This window comes from Terriglobus albidus, from assembly GCF_025685425.1.
GTDB lineage: Bacteria > Acidobacteriota > Terriglobia > Terriglobales > Acidobacteriaceae > Terriglobus > Terriglobus albidus.
This window is the reverse complement of sequence record NZ_JAGTAS010000057.1, coordinates 569,506-581,939: the sequence shown is the minus strand read 5'-3', so window position 1 is coordinate 581,939 and position 12,434 is coordinate 569,506. Positions and strand designations below refer to the sequence as shown.

Sequence of the window (12,434 nt, the reverse complement as noted above, 5' to 3'; positions counted from 1 at the left end):
TTTTACGACGCTTCACTCGCTGGTGCAGTGGGACTGGGCCGCAGGACACCCCAACGTTTCAGCAAAAAGTACAACGGAATACCGCACGCGATAATCATCGCTCCAATGCCCGAGTTTCGCGGCTGATCCACGATTGAAAACACCAGCAGCACAATCGCGCATAACACAAAGATCGCCGGCACCACGGGGTAGCCGGTTACGGAGTAGGGCCGCGGAGCATCCGGATCTCGCCTGCGGAAGACGAAGACCGAAGCCGTCACTGCCGCGTAGAACAGCCACTCCGAAAAGATAGCCAGCGAAAACAATCCCTGGAAGGTATCGATCAGCAGCAGAAAAAGGCTGCATAGCGTCGCCTGCAAAATCAGCGCCGCCGCCGGCGTTTTGAATCGCGGATGTACCCAGGCCAGCCAACGGAAGAACAGGCCGTCGCGTGCTGCCGCAAAGGGGATACGTGCGCCGGTCAAGGACGACCCGATAAAAGTGCTTCCGTAGCCGATGGCCAGCACGGCAGAGAAGATCGTCGCAGCAATCGGTGGAGCGCTGGTGAGCATGGCTGCCACAGCGGGGCGATCCGCATGGGCAATTGCGGTTGCCGGCAGCACAAATTGGATCGCCGCATTCGTCAGCATGTACAACACGCCAACGACGGCGACTCCGGCGATGAGAGCGATGGGCAGTGATCGGCTTGGATTCTTGATCTCACCTGCAGTGTGCGTGACATCGGACCAACCGTCATAGGCCCAGAGAGCAGCAATCAACGCGACCATAAATCCGGAGAAGCCACCCCGCGCGCCGCTGAACGTTGTATGGAAGTTGGCAACGCTGCCGTGTCCGCCAAAGATGCAGATTCCGACGACGCCAAACACCAGAAAGACTTTCATGATGAGCAGCAACCGCTGTGTATTTCCGGCTTTGCGCGTGCCCAGGATGTTCAGGCCGGTGATCAGCCAGGTAAAGGCGATGGCGGCTAATTGGCCCCAAACCACATGTGGAAAGGCTGGTTGAGTAAAGATGTGAAAGACAGCAAAATTTTCCAACACACGCACCACGCCGCTTGCAATCGATGCAATCGACGACGGTTTTGCGATTGTCACCTGCGTCCACATGAAGAGGAAGCCGGTCACGTCCCCATAGGCCTCGCGCAGGTAGGCGTACTCGCCGCCGTAGCGCGGGCGGGTCGCGGAGATCTCCGCATACGTCATCGCTCCGAACAGGGAGAGGATGCCGCCGACGATCCAGACCGCGTAGACCATCGCCGAGGAACCTACGGCCTGCATCATCTCTGACGGTACAAGAAAGATTCCCGAGCCGATGATGATGCCAATCACTAGCGCTGTGGCATGCGATGCTTCAAGTACACGAGGCAGTTCGGCATGGACGGCTGGCGGTGCTGTCTGCGATGGCATGGGTTGAAGTGAGGGTAGCATGCCCTGCCAGACGCTGCCGGATCAATCGTTCTCCCTCTGACTTAAGGGGTACTTAAGGCCGTTCTCTTTCAATGGAGAGACGGGGTCAGCCGGCAATTTAAAAGGTGACGCGCCGGCCGTTTTCTGCGTCTGATGAGGAAGTGATGAGCAAGACAGATTCCATATCCCGGCGAGCATTTTTGAAGCAGACGGTGGCCTTCTCCGCCTTGGCGGCGATCCAGCCGCGCGCCGTCTTTGGCCAGCTTCCGTCCCCCGCTCCGGATCGCAATGCCGCTCATATGTTGATGATCGGCGATTGGGGTACTGACAAGTATCTGGAGCAACAGGTGGCCACGGCCAATGGGATGAAGAGCTATGTCGATGTGCGCCAGGTTCACCCGGAGAGCCTCTTCCTATTGGGCGACAACTGGTACGGCACGCTGAGTGACGATTCACCCCGCTGGCAGAGCCAGTTCGAGCAGATGTATCCCAAGTCGCACTTTCCGGGGCCTGCCTATGCAGTACTGGGCAACCACGATTACGAGTACAAGATCGGCAACAAGGTTGAGATGCAGCTCGGCTACGCGAAGCGCCACGAGGGAACCCGCTGGTATATGCCGTCGCGCTGGTACACCTTTACCTGGCCGCAGGCGAAGCCGATCGTGACCTTCATCTGCCTGGATTCGAATCTTCCTGGGACAAAGAGCGATCCATGGCCGTGGTCCTTCACGATGAAGCGTGAGCATCGCGATCAGCAGGACGAGTGGTTCAAGCAGGAACTCGCCAAACCTCGCACCACGCCCTTCGTTGCTGTCGTCGCGCACCATCCGCTTTTCAGCAATGGCATCCACAAGGACAACCATGTGCTGATCGAGCGCTGGGACGAACTTCTGCGCGACGCCAAGGTGGATTTCTATATCACCGGCCACGATCACGATCTTCAGCATCTGGAGTTTGCTGGACATCCGACATCGTTTGTTGTTTCGGGAGGCGGTGGAGCGGAGCTCGTTGACTGGACGACCGATCCAAAGAAGCGCGGCCCCTGGGGCAGCAAAGTCCTCGGCTTTACCCACTTTGAAGCGAAGGACGACGCCATCATCATCCGCCACCTCGACCAGAACGCAAAAGAACTGCACAGCTTCCGCCGCCATGTCGGCGGAGCGGTCGAAGTGCTGACCCCATTCGCCGGCTAAGTCAAAATTCCAGGTTAGACCATACCCCTGGGTGCTCCAGCCATCGCTACTCACCCAACGAACGAAGTTCGTCGACCCCGATACGCGATGGGTGGGATGTTCGAGCGAAGCTCGAGTCGGTGGGAGCCGTGGGCTCAATGTAGAAATGGGCTTCAGCCCTGGGCTTTTTTACTCACGGAGGATAGGAAGCCTAGGGCTGAAGCCTGTCTACTTTGCGCCTTTATCGGCGGGCTGAACCCCGCTGCTCCCACCAGTTTCGGTCAACCTTCAACTTGCAACTTCTAACTCCTACTCGTTGCTGAGTAGATCAGCTTTCCGCCGAACGTGAACATCGCCGTACCGGCAGTGCGTTCAATGGCGGTCTTAGCGCGCCGGTACGCTGCCTGTGCCTTCTGGGTGGAGAGCAGCAGCGACAGTCCGATGTAGTAACCCGCCTCATCCACAAAGACGATCGCCAGAACAATACCACGCAGCCACAGAGGCCACGAAGGCTGCAGCACCGCTGTAAAGATGCTGGCGAAGAAAATAATTACCTTCGGATTGGCAAGGTTCAGCGTAAGGCCGCGCAGAAAGGCAGCGCCGACCGACATATTGGGCGGTGAGATGGTAGCTGCGCCATTGGCGGTCTTTGACTTTGCATGACGCCACGATTGTATGCCGATGTAGCAGAGATACACACCGCCGCCGAACTGCATAATGCGATAAAGCCACTCCGCCTTGGCCAGAATGATCTGCACTCCGAAGACAGCCGCCGCACCCCACAGAAACGCGGCAAAGCCTAATCCAAAGCCATGTGCTGCGGCGACTTGCCGCCGGTGTTGCATGGAGACGCGCATGGTGGCGACAAAGGCCGGTCCGGGCGAAGCGACGGCGAGCAGATGAACGCCGGCCAGTGCAAGCAGTGCGGCAACATAGTGCATACGTTCCAGTGTACGGAATCAGCTTTCGAGCGCCCGGTAGAAGAGCCGGAGCGCGAAGAGCAGCAGAGCCGTTCCCGCGACCCGGTCGATGATGGGTTTGGCATGCCGATAGGCCTGTTGCGCATGGCGTGTGGAAAGCAGCAGCGTCAGACTGGTGTAGTAGGTGAACTCATCAACAAAGACCAGAAGTGCCGCTGCAAGTCGTATCCACATCGGCCACTCGGGATGCAGTACGGCGGCAAAGACGCTGGCAAAGAAGATCATCACCTTTGGGTTTCCCAGGTTGGTGAGTAAACCTCTCCGGAACAGAGCAAACCTGGTGGTGGTTGCGCCCATATCCGGCGATGCACGTTGACGTGCGGGGACGTTGGCATGACGCCACGCGTTCACCGCCAGCCACATGAGGTAGACGCCGCCAAAGAGTTGCAGCCCGCGAAAGAGGCCAGGCACAGTCATCAAGACACTCTGCATACCTAACACTGCAGCAAGAGCCCAGACGAAGGCAGCGCCCCCCAGCCCCAGCGCATGAAATAGAGCGACTCCACGCGAGTATTGCGTCGAGGCCCGTAGCGTATTCACAAACGAAGCCCCGGGCGAAGCCATACCGAGAAAATGGATCCCCGCAAACGCGGCAAGCGCAAAGAAGTAAGACATGGGAACAGCAAGGACGCTACAGAGTTTCACCAACGATTGGCAAGTCAGGCGCGGTCCGACGGCTTATTTAATGATCTCGTTATTCAATCATTCAGTAATAAAACTTGAAACTCGCCCAGTCCTCAGTCAGGTTTTTCCTCCTGTTCCGGCAGAGGTAGATGTAGCGCCGGTTCTCAAATGGCATCGCGTACGGATGATTCAGATGCCCGACCACGGTGCAGCTCTGGTAGTACTCCAGCATGGCCGGAAGCTTCGCTGCATTGATGGAAAGGACCACTTCGCCGGTAGCGCCCTGCGGTCCCCAAAGGAAGTGAGTATTGTGGCCGCTCACAACAGGCGGAATCTCACCTGGCTTGTTAAGAAAGATCAGCGAACTTGCCTCGCCATAGTTGCCGGCGGTCACTACGGCCTTCCGTTGATCTTCCGGCGGCAATGACTGGTAGGCGGCGCGTATCTTCGAGGAGAGTTCCTCCCATCCAAAACGGTCTGCATAAAACTGCGGCAGCTGCCCGGAGCTATCTGTCTCCGTATTCGTGGAACTGTCGTAAAGATGCGTCGCTTTCATATAACGCAGCCAGGATTCCACCGGAAGCACCGGGATCGCCAGCGGCAGAGAGACGATGGCTAGCAGTGCAATCAAGCCTGACAGTATGGGGAAGGCGATGGGATAGTCCCACTGGACCGCCTTGCGTGTCGCAAAGCGCGTCTCCCAGGCCAGACCCCCGGCTGCAAAGACGACGGGATAGATCGGCACCAGGTAGTAGTCCTTCGCATGCAGGGCGAACATCATGGCGTAGGTAAAGACCCAGGTAAGGCCTAGCCAGCGCCATTGCGCCCGGCGCAGCAGAAAGACAACTCCGGGAATCCACACGAGGGCCGCGATGGGATTCACGTTTTTGAACTGCGCGAGGAAGAAGGGCAGGAACCGGAGCGAAATATTTTTTCCGGCTTTGCGCCCATTCTCCAGAAACTCCAGCGTTGGCCAATGGTGAACTGCCTGCCAGATGACATTCGGGCTCGCGATCAGGAGCAGCAGGGCAATGCCCATCGCCGCATGACACGTGAACAGCAACTTACGCTGCGGCGTGCACAGCAGCGCCAGTCCTACAGCGATCAGGAAGAACATCATCGAGGGCTTGTTCAATAGTCCCAGCCCTGCCGAGAGGCCAAGGACGATCCAAGCTCGTTGTGCTGTCCAGATGTTCCGCTGCAACAGGATCAGAGCCAGCAGGCAGGTCATCCAGAACATCGACTCGAAGGAGTTCATCGAGAGAAAACTGTCGAGGCCCAGGTACTGTGGCGCACACAGCACGCACAGCATTGCCAGGCCCTGGGCCGGACGGCGTCCGCCCAGGGCCCAGGCGAGCAGGCCGGTCACGAAGACGCGAGCCGCTCCCGCCAGGGCTGAAAACATGCGGATCCCAACCAAAGAGTGCCCAAACAAGAGCTCCGCGAGTCTTGCCTGCACGGCGACAACCGGGCCGTGATCCACATATCCCCATGCGAGATGACGGCCGCAGATCAGGTAGTAAAACTCATCGCGAAAGTAGCCATATCCGATCATCGGCTCCAACAGGTTCGTGCCGATATGAATCGCAAGCTTGATGAGCGCGAAGATCGTTGCAAGCCTGATGGCCTGCACGAGCGCAGGATCAGCGGGGCGGACGGTTACGGATACGGATGTTGCCATGCGGCAAGGATACGCAAGGAATGGCACTGCGGTTCCTTGCGATGCATCTAAGATTACGGAGTAGGGGATGATTCATGGACTGGACACCGGGCGGCAACAGCGACGATATCGAAGACCGGCGAGGCGACGACTCAGGCGGCGGAGGTGGCGGCTTCGGCTTTGGCGGTATGGGCGGTGGCCTCGGCATCGGTGGATTCATCCTTCTGCTGGTCCTCAGCCTGGTCACGGGACGTAACTTTCTCGGCGGCTTCTTTGGTGGCGGTCACGCTCCCTCGCAGCCGACGGAGCGGCGCAGTGCAGGTCCTGTCGAGGAGACCCAGGCGGAAAAGCACAGTGTGCAGCTCATCAGTTGGACTCTGGACGACGCGCAGAAGACCTGGGAACAGATCTTCGAACAGAGCGGCAAAACCTATCGTCATGCGAAGCTTGTTCTCTTCCGCGATACCACCTATTCCGGCTGCGGTACGGCGCAGGCGGCTACCGGTCCCTTTTACTGCCCCGTCGATCAGAAGGTCTATATCGATCTCAGCTTCTGGGACGAGCTCCAGCGTTTCGGCGGCGGCACCAGCGAATTCGCACAGGCCTACGTTGTCACGCACGAGATCGGTCACCATGTGCAACGCCTGCTCGGGATTGAGAGTAATGTGCAACGCCTGATGCATGCACGTCCGGAGCAGCGCAGCCAGCTCTCCGTCGCGCTGGAGTTGCAGGCAGACTGCTTTGCCGGTGTGTGGGCGCACTCCGCGGAACAGCGCGGCCACGTTCACACCAGCGACATTGCAGAGGGGATGAAGGCCGCTGCAGCAGTTGGCGACGATCATCTTCAAAAGATGGCCGGGCGGGCCGTCAGTCCTGAGCGCTTCACGCACGGTTCTTCCGCACAGCGGCAGCAGTGGCTGGAGCGCGGTCTGCAGGACGGAACCATCGGCGCCTGCAATACCTTCAAGAACCTCAGCGATGCAGATAACCAGGACTACTGACACGCTGCTGTCGTAGCATGGCGGCATGCATGCACTCCGGAAGCTTGCTCTTGTCCTCTGTCTTGGCGCGATTGCAGTTCAGGCACAGAAGCCGTCACGCCCATACGACCAGCTCTTTGTCTTCGGTGATAGCTACTCCGATACCGGAGCGGGCTACATCGATGGCAATGGTCCCACCGCCGTCTGGTATATGGCCAAAGATCTTGGCATCGATCTGGTCACACCGCTGAAATCATGGGCCGGGGCCAGCGTGAACTTCGCCGTCAGCGGAGCCCGTACTGATGACGGGCTCGGACGTATCAACAAACACGGCGAGATTCTCGGGTATGGCATGCAACTCCAGGTCGGGCAGTTCCGCGAGTTGATGCAGGCTGGTCTCGTAAGCTTCGATCCGAAGCGGACGATGTTCTTCTTCGCCGGCGGCTTGAATGATAGGGCTCTGCCCATCGAAACGAGCGCAAAGGACATCGAGGAGGAGATCGAAACGCTCTATGGTCTGGGCGCACGTCGTTTCATGGTAGCTATTCTTCCAGAGAAGATTCCGCAGTTCGCGCAGCAGGGAATTCGCGTTAACCCGGCACTGCGCGGTATTCCGGAGGAGATGAAGCACCGTCATGCCGACATCGAGATCGCTACCAGTAACTGGGGCGCATTTCTCGACGAGGTAATTACAAACCCTGCGAAGTACGGTATTACGAATACGACAGATCGCTGTGCCGGCCGCGTGCTCCGTGACGAAGACCCTACACCGTGCCCTACTCCGGAGAAGTACTTCTTCTACCATGAAGGGCATCCATCAACGCGAGCCCACGAGATAGCCGGAGGCATGCTGGCGGATGAGGCGAAGAAGGTCGCGGCCTACTAAGCTGCAATTGAATGTTGGTGCGCCAGTCGATGCGCCAACTCACTGGGTGCCCCATTCACGCGCAGCGTGAGTGGGAACATTCGAGCGAAGCTCGAATCCGCCTTGTCCCTGAAAATCCCACCCATTGCTACGCAATGGATGGGGCAACCAGTGAATGGGCTGGCTAAGCGATGTGCAACCGAGGATCATCCGGAAGAAACGGTCGCGTCGGTTCGTAGTACTTACGCTTTGCCGGAACCGAGACAAACTCACACTCCGGATAACGCAGTGCCGTCAACCTGCCACCGAAGACACACCCTGTATCGATGTTGATCGTGTTGTTCAGGATCACCGGACTCTCCACCGGAGTATGCCCGAAGACGATCAGAGGGTTCCCTTTGTACTCCGCCGCCCACGGATATCTGATCTCGCCCCACTGGTCGCGGACTCCGGTCTTCTCTCCATGAATTGCCAGCTCCCGCGCCTGGATAGTCGCAGCGCGATGCATGGATTCCTTCAGGCCCGCGTGAGCGACCAGAAGCCTGGCATGGTCGAAGATCAGATGCCCCGGTAGACGCTTGATGAAGATCGCCATCTGCTTTGTGAACTCCGGCGACTGCCGCCCGAACTGTTCCAGCGAATCGGCCAATCCATAAGTAAGAGGCAGTGTCTTGCCGCACAGCGCCGTCGCGAGCCGCACGTCGTGGTTTCCGGCGACAGAGAATGCCTTATCCTGCGCCATGGCTGTGGATACCAGGCGAAAGACCTCCGGGATTCCCGGTCCGCGATCCGCGAGGTCGCCGACAAAGATCAGCCTGCGCTTGTCCGGGGACGTAATGGAGAGATCATCACCCACCTGATATCCAAGCGTCTCCAGCAACTCCCGCAGCTCATCGATACATCCGTGGACATCGCCCACGATGTCGAAAGGGCCGGAGTCCTCGGAGTGATCCTGAAAAGAGATCGATTCGGCATGAAGCTCAGCGGCAGTACTCACACTCTAAGGATATCGATTTGGGCGCCTCAGCGCCTCAGCCGTGAGAAGCCGTTTTACTGAATCACCCGCAGTGCCGTATCCACAGCCGCCTCATTTTCAGCCTGGAAGTAATTCCGAATCTTCTCTGCGGTTGCTGGACTCACCACCGCCGATAGGGCATCCGGTCCCGCCTGCTTGATGCCGCGCAACGATCCGAAGTGTTCGAGCAGTCGTTGCCGCGTTCGTGGACCGACCCCCGGGATTGCCAGTAGCTCCGAATCGCGGTCACGCATCTCGCGGCGCTTGCGGTGATAGGTAATCGCAAACCGGTGCGATTCATCGCGGATCTTCTGGATCAGATGCAGTACCGGAGAACGCCGGTCCAGCACTACAGGCTCATCTTCCTGACCGTAGACGTAGACGATCTCCTCGCGCTTGGCGATGGAAGCTAGCGGCTGCAACGTAAGGCCAAGCTGTTCCAGCGCGGTATAGGCTGCATGGAGCTGTCCCAGACCGCCGTCGATCAGAATCAGTGACGGCAGCTCTTTCTTCTCTTCCAGCAGGCGGGAGTAGCGGCGATGCACAATCTCACGCATGGAGGCGAAGTCGTCGACACCCGTCACGGTCTTCACCTTGAACTTGCGGTAGTCTGACTTCTTCATCGCGCCGTCTTCCCACACCACCATGCTGGCAACCGTCTCCGCTCCCTGGATATGGGAGATGTCGAAGCACTCGATGCGACGCGGTGGTTCCTCAAGGCTCAGCGCATCCTGCAACGCTTCTGCAATGGCCTTGTTGGTCGGCTGCAGCGTGCGGAACCGTTGATCATAGGCCTGCTTGGCATTCTGGCAAACCAGGTCTACAAGGGAGCGTTTGTCACCGCGTTGCGGCGCGGCCAGCTCAATCTTGTGTCCCGTTCGCTCTGAGAGCAGGGAAGCCAGCGCCACGCGGTCTGGAAAGTCGACCGGGACATAGATATGTTTGGGTACATACGGTTGATCGAGATACATCTGCTTCAACAGAGCAGAGAAGAAGGCTGACGGAGAGAATGCCGGCCGTTCGATCGCGGCCTCTGCTGCCGCCTCCGGAACACCATCGGGACCGAGAGCCTCAATGTCTTCCATCTCATCACTCTCCTCCGGATCTTCCGTCAGAAAGCTGAAGTCGGGCAGGTCTTCCCAGAAGAAGTCGCGTTTATCCACGATCTTGCCGGATCGCATATGGAAGAGATTGACTGCCAGCATCTCTTTTTCGAAGTGGAAGCCGAAGACGTCCGCATCCTCATTTTCCGTACTGGCAATACGCTGCTTTTCCTGCAACTGCTGCACGGTGATGAGTTGGTCACGCATTCGCGCGGCAAGTTCGTACTGCTCCGCGGCAGCCGCTTCTGCCATGCGCTCGCGCAGGCGCCCTTCCAGTTCGCTCTCTTTTCCATCGAGGAAGAGCTGCACGTCACGCACTGCCTCGCGATACGCCTCCGGAGTCGTGAAGCCTTCCACGCACGGTCCCAGGCAGCGCTTGATGTAGTACTGCAGGCAGGCGCGTGAGTGATAACGGGAGAGATCCACCTTGCATGAAGGAATCAGGAAGCTGCGATGGATCAGATCCACCAGGCGATATGCCAGGTTGCCGGGAAAGTATGGCCCGAAGTAAGCTGACCCATCCTTCTTCAACCGCCGCGTGACGAAGACCTTCGGATAGCGATCTCCCAGCGTCAGCTTGATATATGGGTAGGTCTTGTCATCGCGCAGCAGGATGTTGAACCGAGGCTTCCGCTGTTTGATCAGGTTGTTTTCCAGCGCCAGAGCTTCGTGCTCATTGGCGACCTGGATGTAATCAATGTCGACCGCCTCCCGCATCAGGGAGCCGGTCTTGGCGTTTGCCTGGCTGGCGGCGAGGAAGTAACTGCGGACCCGCGCCCGCAGATTCTTCGCTTTACCGACATAGATGACCTCGCCCTCAGCGTTCTTGTAGAGGTAGCAGCCTGGTTTCGTCGGCAGTGTCCGGATTTTTGCCAGAAGATCCATCGGAGGAGACGCCTGTACAGGCGCAAATTATTAGATTACTCCGCCGCACCGCCGGACATCGTTGGAAGAGGTGGTAGGAAATTTTTTCCCTATTAAGGCTCGGAAAACCTCGTAAGTCATTGAAAACATTAGAGGGCTAGTTTGGTGCGTAGTTTGCATCTAAATAAGGCGTAACAGAGGGCCTGTTTGCCGGGCCAAACAACAGGAGAGGCATCATGACGAACGATTTCCGCCTTGCACGCAAGAATCTTGGAGCCGCGATTGCTACCACGGTGGCTGCGGCTGGCATTCTTTTCCTGACGGTCGGTTGCTCTACAAAGAACTATGTTCGATCGCAGACTGCTCCGATCATCCAGAACACGAACGATCTGGATGCGAAGACGGCACAGGACCATCGCACAATCATCGATACGGATCAGCGCGCCCAGGCCGGTATCGCCCGTGCCCAGGGTGCTGCCGATACTGCTGATCAGCATGCCATGGTCGCCGGAACGGCTGCAGATGCGGCTGGTAAGAGCGCCCAGGAAGCCTACAATCGTGTCGACTCGCTCACGGGTGTTGTCGCCAATCTGGATCACTACACGCCGGTCGCAGATGTGACCGTGACGTTCGGCTTCGACAAAGCCACCCTGACTGCCAGCGATAAGAAGGACCTTGATGCGTTCGCCGCCAAGCTCGGCAGCGCCCGTCACTACATTCTTGAGGTCACCGGAGGCACTGACTCCACCGGCGATCCGCAGTACAACTACGAGCTCAGCCAGAGGCGCGCGGATGCGGTCGTAAATTATTTGCAGACCAAGTACAACGTTGCTCCTCATAAGTTCTATCTCATCGGTATCGGTAAGGATCAGGAAGTTGCGTCCAACAAAACGGCCGCCGGTCGCAAGCAGAACCGTCGCGTCGCTGTTCGCCTGATGTCGAACATGAAGGACGAGGCTGACACGTCCGCTCCGAGTGGTACCAAGTAGAGTTTTCTTCCTCAGTAGTCACTGCAAGTGAAGTACCCACCCTCCAGTCGTGAGACCGGTGTGCTGCCAGTCTCACGACTCACCCCCAAAAGGCGGCGGAGCCCAGCACTCTATGTGGCTCCGCCAGCTTCTTTAATTCAACGTTTGCTGGTGTGCGGAAGGTTTATTTTCCCTGCCGTAGGCGAAAGCAACGACCTCAGCCGGGTGCCCCACCCTCGCGGAGCTAGGGTGGGCGGGAAAGCCACAACATTCAATGCTGGAATGCTGAGGGCAGGAGCAAGACCAGCTAGAGCATTTCCCTGTTGCTGGGTATCCCGCAAAAGGCGTGTAGCGGCGTTTTCATTGCGGAAAACGCCCATGGATGTGGAAGCCCTGCACTACACCTACAGGAAAATGCTCTAGTCCATTGCTACTCGAAACCGCATAGCTTTCGGTTTCAACGGCCCCTGTACCGTCGACTGGTTTCCATCCCGAAGCTGCGTGTAGTGCGGTGACACGAGCAGTGCGGGAAAGCACGTGTATATGGGGTGCGAATCAGGACTTCAGCTTCTTATAGACGAACAGCATGATGACTGATGCGATGATCACCCAGGCCAACTGGTACCAGTAAAAGAATGGAAAGCCCATCAGTTCCGGCGTTAATCGGTTGTAGAGGCTCGGAAAGCAGAGCGCCAGGTAGGGCAAAAGCAGGAGAGAAGCCCAGGGCGAAATGCGCGTCTTGGTCGGTGTGGACACGATGGGGTTGATGGTAGCACGACCCGGGCGCGTGTCATCCA

The 12,434-nt window shown here is 58.0% G+C and carries 11 protein-coding genes; 4 read left to right on the top strand and 7 right to left on the bottom strand.

From position 1 onward, the window contains the following. Positions 1–2: 2 nt before the first annotated feature. Positions 3–1,427, bottom strand: coding sequence for an APC family permease (locus tag OHL21_RS18855; RefSeq protein ID WP_263418841.1), 1,425 nt, complete (start codon positions 1,425–1,427; stop codon positions 3–5). Between the two features lie 143 nt (positions 1,428–1,570). On the opposite strand from OHL21_RS18855, the gene OHL21_RS18850 reads away from it, so the two are divergent. Further along, a complete protein-coding gene (locus tag OHL21_RS18850) occupies positions 1,571–2,599 on the top strand; it encodes a metallophosphoesterase (protein ID WP_263418840.1) in 1,029 nt (342 codons plus the stop codon). A gap of 281 nt (positions 2,600–2,880) precedes the next feature. Here OHL21_RS18850 and OHL21_RS18845 read toward each other — a convergent pair whose 3' ends face one another. From OHL21_RS18845 to OHL21_RS18835, 3 genes are all read right to left on the bottom strand, one after another. Then, positions 2,881–3,519 (bottom strand): LysE family translocator, encoded by a 639-nt coding sequence (locus OHL21_RS18845; protein WP_263418839.1) that lies wholly within the window; start codon positions 3,517–3,519, stop codon positions 2,881–2,883. Positions 3,520–3,537: 18 nt separating this feature from the next. Beyond that, entirely contained in the window at positions 3,538–4,173 is a 636-nt protein-coding gene (locus tag OHL21_RS18840; RefSeq protein WP_263418838.1) for a LysE family translocator, read from the bottom strand. 91 nt (positions 4,174–4,264) lie between these two features. After that, positions 4,265–5,863: an ArnT family glycosyltransferase gene (locus OHL21_RS18835; RefSeq protein ID WP_263418837.1), complete on the bottom strand. Its 1,599-nt coding sequence runs from the start codon at positions 5,861–5,863 to the stop codon at positions 4,265–4,267. Positions 5,864–5,937: 74 nt separating this feature from the next. On the opposite strand from OHL21_RS18835, the gene ypfJ reads away from it, so the two are divergent. Both ypfJ and OHL21_RS18825 read left to right on the top strand, forming a co-directional pair. Next, entirely contained in the window at positions 5,938–6,843 is a 906-nt protein-coding gene (ypfJ, locus tag OHL21_RS18830) for a KPN_02809 family neutral zinc metallopeptidase (RefSeq protein WP_263418836.1), read from the top strand. A 25-nt stretch (positions 6,844–6,868) separates the two neighbouring features. After that, positions 6,869–7,708, top strand: a complete 840-nt coding sequence (locus tag OHL21_RS18825; protein WP_263418835.1) for an SGNH/GDSL hydrolase family protein — start codon at positions 6,869–6,871, stop codon at positions 7,706–7,708. Positions 7,709–7,871: 163 nt separating this feature from the next. Here OHL21_RS18825 and OHL21_RS18820 read toward each other — a convergent pair whose 3' ends face one another. Both OHL21_RS18820 and uvrC read right to left on the bottom strand, forming a co-directional pair. After that, positions 7,872–8,684 (bottom strand): metallophosphoesterase, encoded by an 813-nt coding sequence (locus OHL21_RS18820; RefSeq protein WP_263418834.1) that lies wholly within the window; start codon positions 8,682–8,684, stop codon positions 7,872–7,874. Between the two features lie 53 nt (positions 8,685–8,737). Next, positions 8,738–10,690, bottom strand: coding sequence for an excinuclease ABC subunit UvrC (uvrC, locus tag OHL21_RS18815; RefSeq protein WP_263418833.1), 1,953 nt, complete (start codon positions 10,688–10,690; stop codon positions 8,738–8,740). A 215-nt stretch (positions 10,691–10,905) separates the two neighbouring features. Here uvrC and OHL21_RS18810 point away from each other — a divergent pair, with 215 nt between their 5' ends. Further along, complete coding sequence (locus tag OHL21_RS18810; RefSeq protein WP_263418832.1) at positions 10,906–11,658, top strand: OmpA family protein; 753 nt, start codon at positions 10,906–10,908, stop codon at positions 11,656–11,658. 534 nt (positions 11,659–12,192) lie between these two features. Here OHL21_RS18810 and OHL21_RS18805 read toward each other — a convergent pair. Then, entirely contained in the window at positions 12,193–12,393 is a 201-nt protein-coding gene (locus OHL21_RS18805; protein WP_263418831.1) for a DUF3311 domain-containing protein, read from the bottom strand. Positions 12,394–12,434 lie beyond the last annotated feature (41 nt).

Coding starts and splice junctions, on each gene's coding strand:
- OHL21_RS18855 (WP_263418841.1), bottom strand. CDS start 1,427: ATGCTACCCTCACTTCAACCCATGCCATCGCAGACAGCACCGCCAGCC.
- OHL21_RS18850 (WP_263418840.1), top strand. CDS start 1,571: ATGAGCAAGACAGATTCCATATCCCGGCGAGCATTTTTGAAGCAGACG.
- OHL21_RS18845 (WP_263418839.1), bottom strand. CDS start 3,519: ATGCACTATGTTGCCGCACTGCTTGCACTGGCCGGCGTTCATCTGCTC.
- OHL21_RS18840 (WP_263418838.1), bottom strand. CDS start 4,173: ATGTCTTACTTCTTTGCGCTTGCCGCGTTTGCGGGGATCCATTTTCTC.
- OHL21_RS18835 (WP_263418837.1), bottom strand. CDS start 5,863: ATGGCAACATCCGTATCCGTAACCGTCCGCCCCGCTGATCCTGCGCTC.
- ypfJ (WP_263418836.1), top strand. CDS start 5,938: ATGGACTGGACACCGGGCGGCAACAGCGACGATATCGAAGACCGGCGA.
- OHL21_RS18825 (WP_263418835.1), top strand. CDS start 6,869: ATGCATGCACTCCGGAAGCTTGCTCTTGTCCTCTGTCTTGGCGCGATT.
- uvrC (WP_263418833.1), bottom strand. CDS start 10,690: ATGGATCTTCTGGCAAAAATCCGGACACTGCCGACGAAACCAGGCTGC.
- OHL21_RS18810 (WP_263418832.1), top strand. CDS start 10,906: ATGACGAACGATTTCCGCCTTGCACGCAAGAATCTTGGAGCCGCGATT.